Source organism: Acinetobacter albensis, from assembly GCF_900095025.1.
Lineage (GTDB): Bacteria > Pseudomonadota > Gammaproteobacteria > Pseudomonadales > Moraxellaceae > Acinetobacter > Acinetobacter albensis.
The window spans coordinates 1-16,530 of record NZ_FMBK01000004.1; the positions used below are offsets into that span (position 1 = coordinate 1).

The following is a 16,530-nucleotide window of genomic DNA, read 5'->3' on the forward strand; positions in this document are numbered from 1 at the left end:
CCTAGATTTAACCCTTTAAGCTAAATCCTTGTTTCTCAACAAGTTTTAATCAACATCACCGCCGATGGATGTGCATTCTACAGCATTTTAATCACCATACAACCCCTTTTTTATTTTATTTTATTAAAAATGCTTCAAATGTTTATTTATTCTTCTATTTGCTAAATTAAATACTAGGTTTTGCATGCAAAAGGTACAGAATGTGCAAAATCATCTTTTATTTTTGCTTGTTTGTTTTTTTCTTGCCACCTTAAAGAGCGGCAATCGATGTATTCACAATACCCACTTTCCCCCTCTTGTTCTTCATTATTTATTTTAACTTGATATTTAAAGCTTCCAACATAACCCGCAGCCAACCCAAACTTAAAATCACCACGACTTTGCGCTTGAACTGAAAGAGCATAACCATCTTTACCCAAATAACGCCATTCAAACTCGCGTGGTAAATACATGCTATGCCCATTTGGAGTTTTGACTTTTGGATAAACACGATGAACTTTGAAATGAACATTTTGATCAAACATTTGCACTGTGCCATTACTGGCATCTCTTAAATACAACCGAGATTGTAAAATTCGGTTAAATGAATCACGGAGCTGGATTAAAACAAGTTGACGATTGTTGGCTAAATTGATGATCTGGTGGGTAAAAAAAGCAAGAGGTAAATATGAAAAGTTAATTGCTCGCCCATATTCAAATGCACCTATATGTTGAATGCTAAATTTCTGATCTTTGTAGACTACCTCACCTTCACATGTGCACAACACCGACCAATATTCAGCCATCCCCATCGGCAATTTAATAAAATAAGAAATAATATTACTGGTATGAATATTTAAATCAAAACTGAGCTCATTATCTTTACGTAAGATATGGAAGTGTGGAAAACATCCCGAAATAAGTTCCCTTTCAGCAAACTGGAATTGCTCTTTTTGGAATTGACACTCTTTAACAATTGAATAAGCATTGAATTGCCCAACCATATGTGGACTTGTGCTAACCATCACAGTCGCAGTATCTTGAGCAGTGCTACAAATTGCACTTTCATTACGCAATATAGGCACATTGGGCTGCCCCATCAGGCTTCGAAAGTTTAAATAATGTAAGGGAGCAGGTAGATCAGGAATGATCAAGCCCTGATGAATGATTTTATATCGCCCTTTTGGTGGATGATAAGCAAGCTGGGCTTGAAAAGGAGCCTGACTGAGTTGTTTGGATTGGTCAAATAAATCTGGAAACAACTGCATCTCATGCTCCTTTTTATTATCGTTATATTAATCTCATTTTATATAGGGTTATTTTTTTTTGCCATAAATGTTGTCACAAAACCAGACAACGCATAAATAATTGAAATGATCAAAATGCCGACTGGAATATTATAAGTAACTGCCGCCAATATAAAAACAATAATCGGTAAAACTGCAAAAGGTACACGTTTACGATCTACTGTTTTAAACGAATAATATTTGATATTTGAAATCATCAACAAACCCACTGAGATAATGACAGCGGCATTAATAGCTTGAATACCTTTTTCACGTAAATCGAAAACTGCTGGAAAATCTCGCGCGACCAGTACTAATGAAATAATCATCACCGCAGCCAATGGACTGGCAACACCAATAAAATAGCGTTTATCGACTACACCAATTTGTACATTAAAACGTGCCAAACGAAATGCAGCACATGCAGTATAAACAAAGCATGCTGCCAAACCCAAACGACCTAAATCATGCAGGCTCCAGCTATACATTAAAATAGCTGGCGCAACACCAAATGCGAGTAAATCCGACAAGGAGTCAAATTGCTCACCAAACGGACTTTGTGCACCAATTGCGCGTGCCACTCGCCCATCTAGACCGTCAAGTAATGCCGCGATAAAAATGGCGTACACCGCTTGGGTATAATCACCATTCATACTGGCAATAATTGAATAAAAACCCGACAGTAAAGCAGCAGTGGTAATCAGATTCGGCCACAGATAGATTCCACGACGTTTTACCTTTTGCCCTTCTTGGGTATGTTCCTCTTCTTCAACTTCAAAGGTGATGCCATCAAAAGCATGCTCATCCACTGTAGAAGACTTACTTTCAGGTTTGTTTATATTTGTCATTCTTGTCGATCCTAACTGTAACCGTATCTCTTCTTAAGCGCTTATCTTACTCGCCAACCAACCAGCGTACCGCAGCATGACCACCATTTTCACTCATGCGCAAATGTGGAAATAACCATTGGAGTGCTTCATCTGCATCTTGTGAGAATTTCCAAGGTGGGTTGATCACCAATAAACTACAACCATTTAATCCCACAGGAGTATCATCAGGCCATACACAAATTTCACACACCAATTGACGACGAATCCCAGTTTTGATCATTTTCTTTTCAAAACGATCAATCATGGCGCGATCTTTAATTGGATACCACACAGCAAAAACACCTGTTGGCCATTTTTTATGTGCCATCGCCAACAATTCTACCAATTGTGGAAAATCTTTACGTTCTAATTCGTAAGGCGGATCAATCATCACTAAACCACGCTTTTCTTTCGGTGGAATAACGCCTAACAATCCTTCATACGCATCACGTTCATGCAGACCTGCACGGCGATCACGAATATTAAAATATAATTGCTGAAAAACTTCGCTTTGCATTTCAAAAATAGTGGCTTGATCAGTTTCACGCATGCCCTCTAAGGCAAACCAAGGTGAACCTGGATAAGCACCTTGACCTGAACCTGCACGCATATCTGCAACAATTTTAAGATATTGTTTGATTGCTTCTGGCGCATTACGCGTAATTGAATCATCTAGTTTAACTAAACGATGAATACCATTTAAAAACTCACCTGACTTTTGTGCAGCCGATGTCGATAAATCATATTTACCTGCACCACCATGCGTATCGATATAGCGATAAGGTTTATCTTTTGCATTTAAACGTGTTAAAAGTTGGAGCAATAACACATGCTTCATAACATCAGCAAAGTTGCCTGCATGAAAATGGTGACGGTAATTCATGTTTCTTTCATTCCTATAATCAATCGATATTTTAGCATGAAAAATTGTTTCATTCCGAAGGATATCTTGCTCTAGAATACGCCACCCTTTTTCTTATTATTTTTGAGTATAGCGATATGGATGCAACTCGACTCCCAAAGTCATGTCATGTTGATCAAATCATTGACGATTTAGATCAACAGGGTTTTACGATTATTGATCATACTTACCCGCTCGACTACATGAGTTCTTTATTGGAAGAATGCATAACCAATTTAAATCATTTTCGCAATGCTGCTATTCAGAGTGGTGTTATCAGTAAAATCCGCAGTGATCATATTCTTTGGATTGAGTATGATTTGGACATAGCCCAACAGCATATTGAAATACTACGGCATCTCTCTCAGCTCCTTAATCAAAATTTCTACTTAGGGATTAAAGAAGTGGAAGCGCATTTTGCCTGCTATCAATCAGGCGAATATTACGCTTTACATCGAGACAATCCACAACAAAAAAATAATCGTGTGATTTCGAGTGTTTATTACTTACATCAAGAGTGGCAACAAGATTGGGGTGGAGAATTACACCTTCAAGACAAAAATCAAAAATGGCATACCATTCAACCTCATCCCAATCGCTTGGTATTATTTCAAAGTGATTTATTGCATGAAGTACTTGTAGCAAAACATCAACGTCTGTCTATCACTGCATGGCTACGTAATGGTTGTTCTGTATTGTAATTGATGCTTTTAAAAGCAGAATGCAGCTACACCCTTTTAATTCTTAAATTTGACCCGATATACCGATTATTCATTTATGAGGTTGGGCCAATGTTTGAAAATACAAAACAAATTATCGAGCGTATCGGTGAGACCGATCAATTGTATTTAACAAATAATACGCCTGAACTTGCTTTAGAACGTGCAGACTTGCGCTTACAACTGGTGGTCTTTAGCAATTCCCGCCAAGAACAGATACATTTTCTACAAGAAGCAATTGTTCTTTTAGAGCAAGCGCGTATTGAATATGAAGAAATGCCTATGCGGGTTTATTTAGACTTGTCTATTCAATTGGCTAAAGCATATATGATGTATTTCGACATCAGTAAAGAAGTACGTTTTGCATTAATTACACAGCAAATTTTAAAACCGCTTAATCAGCATGCGCATAGTGATATTTATTTTTTACTGGCATATGCCTCTATTTCTAAAAATGAGATTGCGCTTACACGCCATTGGTTAATTAAATACAGTAAAACCAATGATTTTGATTTAGAACTTTTGCAAACGCATCCTGCTTTTAAAAATATTCAACAAGATCCGTGGTTTGTCGAATTACTTCAGACCAAGCTTCATTAATTAAAAAATTAAAGATTTAAATTAAAAAAAACTAAAAACTCCTTCAACCGGAGTTTTTAGTTTTTTGATGTTCTATTTTAATCAAATTTTATCAGATATTTTTTAAGCCATATGTGCTTTAGACGCATTCATATGCAGCTGTTGATTCAACTCATCCACCCACATGACCCATTCATCCGCATCTTCTACTAAATAACGAATAAGGAACTCACGCTGAGACTTCGTCCAGAACGGTGCATCATGCAGATTGATATGTGCAGGCAATTGATGGGTACGAATAAACAACTCTATCGCTGCTTGGCTACTGGCAAGACCAAGTTGAGAAAACAGTAATTCCAAAGAAGGCTTATTATTCATGAGCATCGGATACTCCTTATTTGCTAAATTGTCATTTGTTATACATTTAACTTATAAGAAATATCAGCAAAATAATAGCTATCCAAACTATTATGTTGTTTCAATTTGTGATTAAAACACTGTCTTACAAATGCACATGTGCATCACTATGTAATTGTTCATTTAATGTATCGACTACAATGACCCATTCATCATCTTTTTTCCAATGACTTTGTAAAAACTCGCGCTGCCCTTCACTCCAAAAATCTGCACAATGGAGTTTAGTCTCAGCAGCCAATTGATGGGTTTGAATAAATTTCTCAATAGCTTCTTGGTTATGCTCTAAGCCTAACTGTTGGAATAAAAGTTCTAGGGTCGGTTGCTCATCAAACATCTTTTTTCCTCAAGTTTTTATTCTGAATACTCAAAATAACGTGATTTAGTAAAGAGTTCAGCTAGAACTCCTTATTATCTTGTTATGGTTTTGTTCCCTTTACAAAGTTCAGGCATTAAAAAAGCACTCTTGTTAGAGTGCTTTTTACAACTTAGTTTAAAAACTAAATTTTAAAAAATTAGTTAAACAAGTGAGCAATTGCTGCACGTTCACCTTCTAATTCTTCAAGTGTAACATCCATACGTTCACGGCTGAATGCATCAATTTCTAGGCCTTCAACACGTTTGTATTGACCGTTTTCACATGTTACTGGAACACCGTACATCACGCCTTCAGGAATACCATAAGAACCGTCAGAAGGAATACCCATCGTTACCCATTCGCCATTTGTGCCAAGAGCCCAGTCGCGCATATGGTCGATTGCAGCATTTGCAGCAGAAGCAGCAGAAGATAAACCACGTGCTTCAATGATTGCAGCGCCACGTTTACCAACCGTAGGAAGGAATACGTTTGCGTTCCATTCTTGATCGTTGATCATGTCTTTAACGCTTTCGCCATTGATGGTCGCAAAACGGTAGTCAGCATACATGGTTGGAGAGTGGTTACCCCAAACAGTAAGGTTTTTAATGTCTTTAACCGCTTTACCTGTTTTAGCCGCAACTTGACTAAGGGCACGATTATGATCAAGACGAAGCATCGCAGTGAACTGACCTGGATTAAGATCTGGAGCAGATTTCATCGCAATATAAGCATTCGTGTTCGCAGGGTTACCTACAACAAGAACTTTAACGTCACGGCTTGCATGGTCGTTAATTGATTTACCTTGAACAGTAAAGATTTTAGCATTTTCTTGTAAAAGTTCAGCACGTTCCATACCAGGACCGCGTGGACGAGAACCTACAAGTAAGCAGTAATCAGCATCTTTAAATGCCACATCTGGATCATCAGTACCGATCATGCCTTCTAATAGAGGGAATGCACAGTCTTCAAGTTCCATCATGACGCCTTTAAGCGCAGCTTGAGGCTTCTCAAAAGGAACTTCGAGCAACTGCAAAATAACCGGTTGATCTTTACCTAGCATCTCGCCGCTTGCGATACGGAATAGTAAGCTATAACCAATTTGACCTGCAGCACCAGTAACGGCAACACGAACGGCTTGCTTCATCTAATTATCTCCAATTGAGGATAGTCAATGCGATTAAATAGTTAGTCCATTTAATCTAATAATCGTAATCGCCAAAGATTGTACTCCAATCAATCAACCGATGCATGCAAAAGAGAATGAATTTCAACAAAAGTCTGATAGGAAGTATCAATAAAATAGGTCAAAAAGACTAGTAAGAACCTTTTATTGTAAATGAGGCTGGACAATTCGTGTCTACGGTGACTGAGCATTGCTTATATTGACCATTGGTTTTATAGCAAAGTTTGACTTCCGTTAAAATGGTGTTTTGTTGAATAGCGGCACAATTAAATCTAAGCGCTTGACTTGGCAGCGTTGGGTTTAAACGCAAAAATTGTGAACGAAACTCAGTAAGTTGGATCGTACGCGTTTCAGGACTGGTTAATTCACTGGGTATTTTTAAACGTTCAGCATAATTAATCACTGTACGAAAATATTGACTGGCATTCATCGGGACACACCCACCAATCGATCTCCAGAGTTGTAACCGAGTATTTCCATCAGGCATAACACGAGCAACGACTTTTGCTTGTAACGGTGAGAGTTCAGCGGAAGAATTAGTTTTGCAATCGGTTTTTGATGTTTCAGGATATAAACCTGAAATATTTAATGCATACCCCTCTAAACATTTCCTTTTCTTTGAGCTATGGGTATCTAACATACATACGGCAGGCGTCATTTGTATCACCATGACATAGCCCTGCACGGGTGCTGCATAAATACGAGGCGTTATCAGGATGAGTCCTACTCCACTCAAGCCAAAAGCTGCCCACTTTTTTAACGCAGGCATGTATTCAAAAAAAATCATCAACAAACCAGACCTATCGCTACAACTCATATTAAGGATTGTTTCTTAAAGGAATAATATTCATACGTTTTTCAAGTGACTGTGCACCTTGTCCAAGCAATACACCATAATGTGTAGCATTGGTCATGACGTGTTTAACATAATCACGTGTTTCAGTCAGGGGAATCGATTCTGTATATTGATCAGCCGCAATCGCTTGAGTTTCAGGTTGCCAACGACGTGCTCGATTTGGACCAGCATTGTAACCCGCAGTAGCCAAAACAGGGCTATTGCTTAACTGACTTTGAATCATAGATAAGTAGAACGTACCATAACGAATATTGGTGTTCATATCAGTCAATGCAGCAGGATTATAACTTTCACCCATTTGTCTTGCGATCAGTTTTGCCGTGTCTGGCATAATTTGCATTAGACCACCCGCACCTACATGTGAACGTGCATTGGTCACAAAACGACTTTCTTGGCGCATCAGACCATACGCCCATGCTGGATCGACGCCAGCATTACGACTGTGACTGACCACATAGTTTTGATGTGGCATGGCATAACGATAAGCATAATTATGTTTATTTTCAGTCCGATCTGCAGCATAAATGGCACGGTCATACCACCCCATATCTGTGGCACGTTTAGCTGCGGCCAATAGAAGACCATCATCATGTTTTAAATAGGCCTGACGCACTGCCCAATTCCATTCACGATTAATATAATTTTCAGGAGCATCTACACGGCGCAAAGCAAAGGCCCGACTAAAATGAATATCCTGATTCAACCGTTGTAAATCATGATTAGAGGGTTGAACATTATTCGGTAGGTTGCTGTATTTTTGCCCCAACTGGTCTTTAGCCAACAAATTATGATAGTCATCACCTTCAGCCAGTTTTTTAAAAATCTGTTGTGCTGCACGTTTTGATGATGCATCGCCACGCTGTTCTGAAGCACGCGCCAACCAATATTGCCAACGATCTTCTTGTTTTTGGGTGACGCTCATCGCATCGATGGCGCGAATCAAGCTTTCCCATGCGCTAAAGCGAATCGCTTGACGGGCATAAATTTCTGCTTCTTCTGAACTAAAAGGCAGACCATAACTGGCATCTAAATAATTCAGCACTTCACGGTTAAAGTTATTTTTCATGACCGTTGTACCACCAATATATCCGACTGCACGATATAAGGCTTTTTGTACTTGTACAGGTGTCCCTTGTGCTGCACGCTGAACTGAAGATAGCGCAGAATTTAAATCACTGTCCGCTAATCGTCCCATTGCAAAAATTAAATAAGCGTGATCAACGCTTGATGCTTTGGGTGCAGACCATAAATAATTTAATGGATTTGCCTGAATTTGATTGAGCTGTGCTAGAGATAAATTAATGCCTAATGTTTGTGCTGTGGCTAATGCCTGACCTGACTGACCTGCACGAAGTTGCCCCCATACGCGTTGTTGCCGATCTTGTTCCGTCATTAAGGGGCTAGATAGCATCATACGCCCCAGACCTGTACATAATTCTGGCTGTGAATTGGTCATCAACCACACATCTTTAAATTCGGCAAAAACCAGTGGATCACCTGACTTGGCTCGCACTTGAGCCACTGCACAGCTTTCTGCCTGATCTGCATTGGTTACATACGGCAAAACCGGCTGTGCAGATGCAAAATCTGCTTGTTTAACTTTTTCCTCAACATAATCTGCTGCCAATTTTTCGGTCATAGCAGATTGTGGATAACGTTGGGCAAAACTGGTAATTTGACTGGATGATTGTGCAGCTAAATTGGAATTGAGTGCCCAATATTCAGGATAATAGCCTAATACATCATTTTGCATAGAGCTTTGGTATTGTTGAAGTAACCCTATATTTCCAGAATTGGCGGCTCTTAAAGCATCATTAAATTGTTCATCTGCCGCATGGCTTAGGGACATACAACCTGTTGATGCCAAGCTCAACGCAAGCATTTTATAATATTTTTTATGAATTACCCGATTGAACATATGCTGGTCTTCCGTCCTTTAATCTTGTATAGATCTTGCCTAATCATGTGTAAATAGTTTAAGTACTATTCAATAGGTCTACTGTTCTGTTATGTAACCTCATGATTAGACAATATTAATTTTCAATCATTTTTACTGCATAAATCAATATTTTTATGCGCTTATTTATATCTATAAGTTTATCTTCAATTCCTGCTAAAATATGCGCCTTTCTTCTATTCAAATTACAATTAGACAGATTGAGCCAGCCTAATTTTTTCACTTCAGTTTTAATCCAAAATTGAAATCAAAAAGAAAAGTGGTTCTCCCTGCGTCCCATTTCACTCATGGGAAATAAGGGAAATCTAAAATTGTGATTTCTTTGATTTATCCTTCTAGGAGCCTACATGACGGTTCAAACCTTCATTCCAAAAAGTGCCCAAGCTGCTTCAGAAAACACTGTCACCCAGCCACAGCACACCCATGTTCAAGATTCAGTCAAAAAACTGTACATTGAAACGCAAGGGTGTCAGATGAATGAATATGACAGTCATCGTATGGCAGATCTTTTGGGCGACTCACATGGCTATGTGCTCACCAAAGATCCAAAAGAAGCCGATATTCTCCTGATGAATACCTGCTCTATTCGTGAAAAAGCGCAAGAAAAAGTCTTTTCTGAACTGGGTCGCTGGCGTAAGCTAAAAGAAAAAAATCCTGACTTGGTGATTGGTGTCGGTGGGTGTGTGGCATCACAAGAAGGCGATAACATTCAAAAACGCGCGCCTTATGTGGACATGGTTTTTGGTCCCCAAACCCTGCATCGCTTACCGCAAATGCTCGATCAACACTCTGATCAAATTGAAAAGCCGAAAAAAGACAAAATCAAATTGGTGGATATTTCTTTCCCTGATATTGAAAAATTCGACTTTTTACCTGAGCCACGCGTTGAAGGCTATAAAGCCTTTGTTTCGATTATGGAAGGCTGTTCAAAATACTGTTCTTTCTGTGTGGTTCCGTATACCCGCGGTGAAGAAGTCTCTCGTCCTTTAGATGATGTATTGGCTGAAATTGCAGGCTTGGCTGAAAAAGGTGTACGTGAAATTTCGCTTTTAGGTCAAAACGTGAATGGCTACCGTGGTGAAACTTTCGAAGGTGAAATTTGTACCTTTGCCGATTTATTACGTCTGGTTGCAGAAATTCCGGGCATTGGTCGCTTGCGTTATACAACCTCGCACCCGCTTGAATTTAATGATGATCTGATTCAATGCTACAGTGATCTGCCGCAAATGGTCTCGCATCTGCATCTGCCTGTTCAAAGTGGTTCAAATGATGTCCTTCAGGCCATGAAGCGTAACCACACTATTGATGTATATATCGATAAAATTGCGCGTTTACGTCAAGTCCGTCCGGATATGCATTTATCGAGCGATTTCATCATTGGTTTCCCAGGCGAAACGGATGCGCACTTTGAAGAAACCTACCAGTTTATTCAAGATTTAGATTTTGATCATTCTTACAGTTTTATTTATTCAAAACGCCCAGGTACACCTGCTTCTGACTTGCCAGACAATACTCCTGAAGATGTCAAAAAAGATCGTTTAGGTAAAGTTCAACGCTGGATTAAACGTTCAAGCATTGATAAAACAGATGCCATGTTAGGTACAGTTCAACGCGTTTTGATTGAAAATGTATCCAACAAAGATCCAAATTTATTGGTCGGAACTGCAGACAACACGCGTTTAGTCTCATTTATTGGTGATGCTGCGTGGGTCGGGCGTTTTGCAGAAATCGAAATTACTGAAATTAAAACTTTAAATTTTGTTTACGGTGAGCTATTGAATCTTGAGCCTGACGTGGCGTAATGTAAGAGCTGACACACAATCATTATAAGGAATTATCTTGACTGCAGCGATTCGACGTACCGTGGCTTTTCCAGGCATTTCAGTAGACCGTTTAAAAAGTATGTTAGGTGCTTATAACGGACATCTGAAACAAATCGAACAACGTTTAGATGTCAAAATAGCGCACCGAAGCGATAGTTTTTATATCGACGGTGAAATAGATGCGGTTGAGAGAGCCGAAAGCTTATTGCAGCGTTTGCATGAAGAAGCGGAACTCTCACAACAAATCAGTGCCGATGTTATTCATTTGATGATTCAGGGCAGTCAAACTGACCGTGAATTACAGATTGATCCAGATCAGGAACATACAGGTTTGGAAGAGGTCTGGTTACAAACTCGTAAGGGTCGTATTAATCCACGAGGCGCCAATCAAAAGCGATATGTACAACGTATTTTACAAAGTGACATTTCGTTTGGTATTGGTCCTGCAGGTACAGGTAAAACCTATTTGGCTGTAGCCGCAGCAGTGGATATGTTGGAACGTAATGAAATTCAACGTATTCTTTTGGTGCGTCCTGCTGTTGAAGCTGGTGAAAAGCTTGGCTTTTTACCTGGCGATTTAAGCCAGAAAATCGATCCTTATTTGCGGCCTCTTTACGATGCTTTATATGAAATGTTGGGTTTTGAAAAAGTTGCAAAACTGATTGAACGTCAGGTGATTGAAGTCGCACCCCTTGCCTATATGCGTGGTCGAACGCTGAATCATTCTTTTGTCATTTTAGATGAAGCACAAAATACCACGCCAGAACAAATGAAAATGTTCTTGACCCGTTTAGGTTTTGGCTCACGTGCGGTCATTACGGGTGACATTACTCAGGTCGATTTACCACGCGGCCAACAGTCTGGTTTATCTCATGCATTGCGTGTGATTGAAAACATTAAAGAAATTCATATCACGCGCTTCCATTCACGTGATGTGGTCCGTCATCAGCTAGTACAAAAAATTGTTGAAGCCTATGAAGGCTGGGACAGTGAACAACACCGATTAAGTGCAGAAGGACGTGCTGAACGTAAAGCTCGTCAAGATGCCTTAATTTCTGAAAATGACTCAGCTGCAGATGCTCAACATCATGGGCAGACAGAGCAAAGTCAAGAAAATAGTAAGGATTGTTTTGAAACTTAGTCTATCGATTCAACAAGCGTTTGAAGCACCTGAATTGGTGCTCAAACGTGTTTATTTAAAAAAAGTCATTGAAACGACACTCCGCTATATCGATACACAAAGTGATTGTGAAATGGGTATTGCCTGTGTCAATCATGATGAAAGTCATAAACTCAACCTTCAATATCGAGATAAAGACAAGCCAACCAATGTACTGTCTTTCCCGAGTGACTTGCCTGATGAAATGGCACAAATTTTAGATACATTTCCTCTTGGTGATTTAGTGATTTGTATTCCTGTGGTGTTACAAGAAGCAATTGAGCAAAACAAAACACCGATTGAGCATTTTACCCACATGCTCGTGCATGGCACATTACATTTAATGGGTTATGATCATGAAACATCTGAGCAAGACGCGGAAGAAATGGAAGCTTTGGAGATTCAAATTTTAGCCAAATTAGGTTTTGAAAATCCCTATCTAGAACAATAATTTTTATATCCAAAAAATCAAACCCGATGCATCTAGATGAGTCGGGTTTATTTATGCTAAAAATAATCCAATATTAAAAAATAGATCTAGGCCTCATAAAATGTATCAGCCGATTTCGAAAATAGTATGTGTACTCGCATTATGTTGCACCACCCCACTCTATGCCAATGATGCAACCGACTGTAAAGAGGTAAAATTTCAAGCGACAGATCAAGCTTGGACTGGGCATTATTATTTACAAGGTGTCATGGAAGTCGGCTCAGAACTGTTACTTCAAGACCATGGCAAATTTAAATGGTATTTAGCCGTGGGATCTTTAGACCAATATGCCGAAGGCACATGGTGGAAAAATGGCAACTGTATTGGCTTAAAAGCATTTCCGAAATACACCAAACAGTTAGAAATTTTTCCTACTCGTTTAAACATCTCAGATGCTCATTTAATGGTCACTTGGATGAATGGCAGCCATCAAGGACATTATATCCGTGCCACGCCATAAAATATAAATCATTGAAATCGTGAAATAGAAATCATTACTGGCAAATCATCAATGCACTTCAAATTCAGCTTCAGCAGGATCGAAACGCCACGTTCGTACAACCCGAAGCTCTGAAATATCCTTCATATTTTGATCAAAACCACCAAATGGCGCAGCCTTGCGCACCGAAGTTTTAGCAGCTTCATCTAAAACTGGATGCCCTGAACTTTCAATTAAACGCAGTGCGCGAATACCGCCATTTTTATTTAAGATCACCATTAAACGAACTTCACCAGCTAAACGTTGCTCTTTTGCAGTATCAGGATAATAGCGGTTGCCGTAGAACTCCACTTTCTGCCGAAATTTTTCTAAATATGCTGCAGAAATATCTCGTTTAGCTTGAATGCCATCGACTGTTTTAATTTTTTGCTGACGGCTAAAGTTTTGCTGACGTTGTAAATATTGTGCTTCAAGACTGGCGACCATTGCAGCTTTGGCCTGAAACTGGCTATTTAACGCTTGCATGGCCTTTTTACGTTGATTTTGTTCCGCTTCTTTTTTCCAACTGAGGGTGGTCATTAAAACCTTTTCCTCGAAGCTTAGTTCACTTTTTTGTTGTAAACGCTCTAAAGTTTCTTGTTCTTGCTCACCCGTAGTCTGTTCAATTTCAGCAGCAGGCATATCACTTGACATACGATGTGCCTCACGAAATGTGCCTGAACCCTGCTGATCGGCCTGTGCCAAAAAATCTGCATTTTTAATTTGATCTTTACTTGGGCGTAAAGTTACTGCAATTTCTTTGACTGCTGCATCGCTTTCTTGTGGCATTGCAAACTGCAAGGTTAAAACAATCAAATGCAGAACTACAGCCAAAATAACGGCACTGCTAAAAACAGGGTCTTTCCACCATGCATGCATAAAAGGTGCAAAACTAATTTTTTTAAGCATCACATTAAACCGACAAAATGTCTGGTTCCCCAAACTGCATTATGCAGTATAAAATAATTACAGCTTCTACTTATGAGCGAAAAACGAGAACTCTATCAATAAGCCAGCTATACCCAATTAAAATCATGAAAATGGTGCAATTAATTTTGCTAAACTGCAAGACAGAATACTTGTATTTTTAATACTTTCGAAAAAATTTATCCAAGTAAAAAGATGAATTAGCTAGGATGCCTAATATGCAAACGCTACTATCCAATATCTCTAAACGTATACGCCAAGTGTATCAAAAAGCAGAAGGGTTTATTGAAGATGAGCGTGAATTCCCATTGTCGCAAGTTTTTCTGAACGCCACTTTTCAACGTTTCGTGACTGATAATGTGTCTATGCTGAAAGATTTGCATGCGGACTTACATGAGGATTGGCTACGCTTATATGCCACATTAGACTTTAAAGGCCTGAATATTACTTTGTCAGTCGACTTAAAGCTGATTCAAATGGAAATGAATAAAGACACCCAACTCATTGTTTTTGAACAAATCAGTGACACGCAAGTCATTTATGCAAAATTTAAAAATGTATTCCAAAAATTAGCCGTCAATATGGCCTTATTTTTCTATCAAAAAGTTTTAAATAAAGATCCTTTAGGCATGATTTTAGAAAAGCTCAATGTCATAACAGTGAAAGACGATTTACTCTATCTAGATTTAAATCGCTGGTTAGGTAAACAACGCTCTATTATTGATACTTTAGCCAAAGTTCATGTCAATCATGCCGTTTTACGTGAAGCCAAACTGGTGGTCATGGGTAATGTCAATCTGACAGCACTGTTTAGAAAAATGTCTGAAGACCCGATAGAAGACTGGTCACTTGACGAGGAATTATCTGAAACCGAAGTCAGTCCCATCAAGCAAAAAGTAAATTCATAATTTGATTAGTTCAACTGTATTCAATTATCCAAAAAGACTACACAAAGATACAGATGAGATAAAAATCCAAATTTTATCTTCATCATCCAAGTGCATAATGTTGCATAAGTAAAATGAACTGTATTTTAATTCAACTTCATAGGAAAAGATGACTTATGGCTCAACATGTATTGAAAACAATTGCGATGGCCACGGGCGTAATGGCGACCTTATTGTTCACAGGGTTCTCAAGCCAGACCTTTGCCATGAGTCCATTCCAAGCAAGTTATCAGTTTAGCTATAATGGCAAAAATATGGGTTCGGCTACACGGACTTTAAGCAAGTCAGGCAATAACTGGAGTTATGTCTTTGCTGCAAAAGCAGGTGCTATCGCTTCTGCAACTGAAACCAGTCGTTTCAGCTTAAGCGGCAACGACATCATTTCAAATAGTTTTAGCCGAAGCAGCAAGATTTTAGTGCATAACAACACAATGAGTATTAATTTCAATCCAAATACAAAAACCATTTCGACTAAAAAAGATGATAAAGCGCGATCATTTGCATGGAAGGCTGGAGTACTGGATGAATTGAATGCAGAATTACAACTCCGTGAAGATTTAAAAACGTCTGGTTTAAAGCCAAGTTATGCGATTGCTGATGCCAAAGAAATTGAAGCCCGTCGTTTCGTCAAACAGGGTTCAGAGAAAGTTAAAACATCTTATGGTACTTTTGACACCATTAAAGTAGTAATGAAACATGATAAGCCAAACCGCGATACAATTTTCTGGTTAGCGCCTAAATTGGACTACGCACCAGTAAAAGTGTCTCATCAAGATGGTAAAACTTCTTATGGATTGCTATTAACTGGCTACAAAGGCTCAACAAATTAAACCATTTGGTCAATTTTACTTGCATTTTTTGAGAGCCTTTTTAAAATACGCTTTTGCTTGAACAAGCATTTGCCCTTAGAGGACTCTCCCGTGCACGCACTAGAACAGAAAATCTTAACTGAAGGTATCGTTCTATCAGATCAAGTTCTGAAAGTTGATGCTTTCCTGAATCATCAAATTGATCCTGTACTGATGCAGCAAATTGGTAAAGAATTTGCTGCACGTTTTAAAGATGCTGGTATCACCAAGATTATTACCATCGAAGCATCTGGCATTGCACCTGCTGTTATGGCGGGTTTAGAACTGGGTGTACCTGTGATTTTTGCACGTAAATATCAGTCTTTAACCTTAAAAGATGATTTATACCGTTCTAAAGTATTTTCTTTCACCAAACAAACCGAAAGTACCATTGCGATTTCAAACAAACATCTTAGTGCTAGCGATAAAGCCTTAGTGATTGATGACTTCTTGGCAAATGGTCAAGCTGCTTTGGGCTTAATTGACTTAATTCATCAAGCCAATGCTGAAGTGGTGGGTGTCGGGATTGTGATTGAAAAATCATTCCAATCAGGTCGCGACATTTTGCTTGAAAAAGGATATCGCGTAGAATCTTTAGCACGGGTTCAATCTTTAAGTCACGGCACTGTTGAATTTGTACGAGACTAAGTTTCAATGTAAATTTTAAAAGAGTGCTTAAGCACTCTTTTTTATTTTAGATTGTATATAAATCATATAATCGTAAACAGCTGATTGCAAAATAGAGCACTAAAATATT

18 protein-coding genes are annotated in these 16,530 nt (G+C 38.8%); 9 read left to right on the plus strand and 9 right to left on the minus strand.

Translation table 11 applies throughout. From position 1 onward, the window contains the following. Nucleotides 1-173: 173 nt before the first annotated feature. From GA0116959_RS03680 to GA0116959_RS03690, 3 genes are read right to left on the minus strand one after another with little or no spacing between them, the layout of a single operon-like run. A complete protein-coding gene (locus tag GA0116959_RS03680; protein WP_092718534.1) occupies nucleotides 174-1,247 on the minus strand; it encodes a DUF6670 family protein in 1,074 nt (357 codons plus the stop codon). A gap of 38 nt (nucleotides 1,248-1,285) precedes the next feature. Next, entirely contained in the window at nucleotides 1,286-2,113 is an 828-nt protein-coding gene (pssA, locus tag GA0116959_RS03685; protein ID WP_053579553.1) for a CDP-diacylglycerol--serine O-phosphatidyltransferase, read from the minus strand. Between the two features lie 46 nt (nucleotides 2,114-2,159). Beyond that, the gene (locus GA0116959_RS03690; protein WP_053579552.1) at nucleotides 2,160-3,017 is read right to left on the minus strand and encodes a 23S rRNA (adenine(2030)-N(6))-methyltransferase RlmJ; all 858 of its coding nucleotides are present in this window, start codon (nucleotides 3,015-3,017) and stop codon (nucleotides 2,160-2,162) included. A gap of 116 nt (nucleotides 3,018-3,133) precedes the next feature. Between GA0116959_RS03690 and GA0116959_RS03695 the strand changes: the two genes are divergently transcribed. Next, complete coding sequence (locus GA0116959_RS03695; protein WP_092718536.1) at nucleotides 3,134-3,736, plus strand: 2OG-Fe(II) oxygenase; 603 nt, start codon at nucleotides 3,134-3,136, stop codon at nucleotides 3,734-3,736. Nucleotides 3,737-3,826: 90 nt separating this feature from the next. Then, on the plus strand, nucleotides 3,827-4,354 hold the full coding sequence (locus tag GA0116959_RS03700; RefSeq protein ID WP_092718538.1) for a hypothetical protein: 528 nt from the start codon (nucleotides 3,827-3,829) through the stop codon (nucleotides 4,352-4,354). A gap of 102 nt (nucleotides 4,355-4,456) precedes the next feature. Here GA0116959_RS03700 and GA0116959_RS03705 read toward each other — a convergent pair whose 3' ends face one another. The 5 genes from GA0116959_RS03705 to GA0116959_RS03725 form a co-directional block, all read right to left on the minus strand. Continuing rightward, the gene (locus GA0116959_RS03705; RefSeq protein ID WP_053579549.1) at nucleotides 4,457-4,717 is read right to left on the minus strand and encodes a DUF2789 family protein; all 261 of its coding nucleotides are present in this window, start codon (nucleotides 4,715-4,717) and stop codon (nucleotides 4,457-4,459) included. Between the two features lie 118 nt (nucleotides 4,718-4,835). Next, on the minus strand, nucleotides 4,836-5,084 hold the full coding sequence (locus tag GA0116959_RS03710) for a DUF2789 family protein (protein WP_092718541.1): 249 nt from the start codon (nucleotides 5,082-5,084) through the stop codon (nucleotides 4,836-4,838). A 178-nt stretch (nucleotides 5,085-5,262) separates the two neighbouring features. Further along, nucleotides 5,263-6,249: a malate dehydrogenase gene (locus GA0116959_RS03715; RefSeq protein WP_092718545.1), complete on the minus strand. Its 987-nt coding sequence runs from the start codon at nucleotides 6,247-6,249 to the stop codon at nucleotides 5,263-5,265. A 169-nt stretch (nucleotides 6,250-6,418) separates the two neighbouring features. Then, on the minus strand, nucleotides 6,419-7,057 hold the full coding sequence (locus GA0116959_RS03720; protein WP_053580298.1) for a ribonuclease T2 family protein: 639 nt from the start codon (nucleotides 7,055-7,057) through the stop codon (nucleotides 6,419-6,421). 49 nt (nucleotides 7,058-7,106) lie between these two features. Further along, the gene (locus GA0116959_RS03725; RefSeq protein ID WP_425304196.1) at nucleotides 7,107-9,026 is read right to left on the minus strand and encodes a lytic transglycosylase domain-containing protein; all 1,920 of its coding nucleotides are present in this window, start codon (nucleotides 9,024-9,026) and stop codon (nucleotides 7,107-7,109) included. 422 nt (nucleotides 9,027-9,448) lie between these two features. Between GA0116959_RS03725 and miaB the strand changes: the two genes are divergently transcribed. The 4 genes from miaB to GA0116959_RS03745 all read left to right on the plus strand — a co-directional run bounded on the left by miaB (nucleotide 9,449) and on the right by GA0116959_RS03745 (nucleotide 13,033). Next, nucleotides 9,449-10,903 carry a tRNA (N6-isopentenyl adenosine(37)-C2)-methylthiotransferase MiaB gene (gene miaB, locus GA0116959_RS03730; RefSeq protein ID WP_092718553.1) on the plus strand — a complete coding sequence of 485 codons (1,455 nt, stop codon included), beginning with the start codon at nucleotides 9,449-9,451 and terminating at the stop codon, nucleotides 10,901-10,903. A 37-nt stretch (nucleotides 10,904-10,940) separates the two neighbouring features. Next, a complete protein-coding gene (locus tag GA0116959_RS03735) occupies nucleotides 10,941-12,065 on the plus strand; it encodes a PhoH family protein (RefSeq protein WP_092718555.1) in 1,125 nt (374 codons plus the stop codon). Next, on the plus strand, nucleotides 12,055-12,534 hold the full coding sequence (ybeY, locus tag GA0116959_RS03740; RefSeq protein ID WP_053579543.1) for an rRNA maturation RNase YbeY: 480 nt from the start codon (nucleotides 12,055-12,057) through the stop codon (nucleotides 12,532-12,534). The genes GA0116959_RS03735 and ybeY overlap by 11 nt, the downstream gene beginning before the upstream one ends. Nucleotides 12,535-12,634: 100 nt before the next feature. After that, nucleotides 12,635-13,033, plus strand: coding sequence for a hypothetical protein (locus tag GA0116959_RS03745; RefSeq protein WP_092718558.1), 399 nt, complete (start codon nucleotides 12,635-12,637; stop codon nucleotides 13,031-13,033). A gap of 48 nt (nucleotides 13,034-13,081) precedes the next feature. On the opposite strand, the gene GA0116959_RS03750 is transcribed toward GA0116959_RS03745, so the two are convergent. Continuing rightward, a complete protein-coding gene (locus GA0116959_RS03750; protein WP_092718560.1) occupies nucleotides 13,082-13,960 on the minus strand; it encodes an energy transducer TonB in 879 nt (292 codons plus the stop codon). 236 nt (nucleotides 13,961-14,196) lie between these two features. Here GA0116959_RS03750 and GA0116959_RS03755 point away from each other — a divergent pair, with 236 nt between their 5' ends. From GA0116959_RS03755 to GA0116959_RS03765, 3 genes are all read left to right on the plus strand, one after another. Next, the gene (locus GA0116959_RS03755) at nucleotides 14,197-14,886 is read left to right on the plus strand and encodes a hypothetical protein (protein ID WP_092718563.1); all 690 of its coding nucleotides are present in this window, start codon (nucleotides 14,197-14,199) and stop codon (nucleotides 14,884-14,886) included. A 155-nt stretch (nucleotides 14,887-15,041) separates the two neighbouring features. Beyond that, the gene (locus tag GA0116959_RS03760) at nucleotides 15,042-15,755 is read left to right on the plus strand and encodes a DUF3108 domain-containing protein (RefSeq protein WP_053579539.1); all 714 of its coding nucleotides are present in this window, start codon (nucleotides 15,042-15,044) and stop codon (nucleotides 15,753-15,755) included. Nucleotides 15,756-15,845: 90 nt separating this feature from the next. Continuing rightward, a complete protein-coding gene (locus GA0116959_RS03765; RefSeq protein ID WP_053579538.1) occupies nucleotides 15,846-16,421 on the plus strand; it encodes a xanthine phosphoribosyltransferase in 576 nt (191 codons plus the stop codon). Nucleotides 16,422-16,530: the final 109 nt, after the last annotated feature.

What these genes read in the sequence shown, in the direction of transcription:
- GA0116959_RS03750 (WP_092718560.1), bottom strand. Translation starts at nt 13,960, where the DNA reads ATGCTTAAAAAAATTAGTTTTGCACCTTTTATGCATGCATGGTGGAAA.
- GA0116959_RS03745 (WP_092718558.1), top strand. Translation starts at nt 12,635, where the DNA reads ATGTATCAGCCGATTTCGAAAATAGTATGTGTACTCGCATTATGTTGC.
- GA0116959_RS03760 (WP_053579539.1), top strand. Translation starts at nt 15,042, where the DNA reads ATGGCTCAACATGTATTGAAAACAATTGCGATGGCCACGGGCGTAATG.
- GA0116959_RS03680 (WP_092718534.1), bottom strand. Translation starts at nt 1,247, where the DNA reads ATGCAGTTGTTTCCAGATTTATTTGACCAATCCAAACAACTCAGTCAG.
- pssA (WP_053579553.1), bottom strand. Translation starts at nt 2,113, where the DNA reads ATGACAAATATAAACAAACCTGAAAGTAAGTCTTCTACAGTGGATGAG.
- GA0116959_RS03705 (WP_053579549.1), bottom strand. Translation starts at nt 4,717, where the DNA reads ATGCTCATGAATAATAAGCCTTCTTTGGAATTACTGTTTTCTCAACTT.
- miaB (WP_092718553.1), top strand. Translation starts at nt 9,449, where the DNA reads ATGACGGTTCAAACCTTCATTCCAAAAAGTGCCCAAGCTGCTTCAGAA.
- GA0116959_RS03755 (WP_092718563.1), top strand. Translation starts at nt 14,197, where the DNA reads ATGCAAACGCTACTATCCAATATCTCTAAACGTATACGCCAAGTGTAT.
- GA0116959_RS03690 (WP_053579552.1), bottom strand. Translation starts at nt 3,017, where the DNA reads ATGAATTACCGTCACCATTTTCATGCAGGCAACTTTGCTGATGTTATG.
- GA0116959_RS03700 (WP_092718538.1), top strand. Translation starts at nt 3,827, where the DNA reads ATGTTTGAAAATACAAAACAAATTATCGAGCGTATCGGTGAGACCGAT.
- GA0116959_RS03695 (WP_092718536.1), top strand. Translation starts at nt 3,134, where the DNA reads ATGGATGCAACTCGACTCCCAAAGTCATGTCATGTTGATCAAATCATT.
- GA0116959_RS03725 (WP_425304196.1), bottom strand. Translation starts at nt 9,026, where the DNA reads ATGCTTGCGTTGAGCTTGGCATCAACAGGTTGTATGTCCCTAAGCCAT.
- GA0116959_RS03720 (WP_053580298.1), bottom strand. Translation starts at nt 7,057, where the DNA reads ATGCCTGCGTTAAAAAAGTGGGCAGCTTTTGGCTTGAGTGGAGTAGGA.
- GA0116959_RS03715 (WP_092718545.1), bottom strand. Translation starts at nt 6,249, where the DNA reads ATGAAGCAAGCCGTTCGTGTTGCCGTTACTGGTGCTGCAGGTCAAATT.
- GA0116959_RS03710 (WP_092718541.1), bottom strand. Translation starts at nt 5,084, where the DNA reads ATGTTTGATGAGCAACCGACCCTAGAACTTTTATTCCAACAGTTAGGC.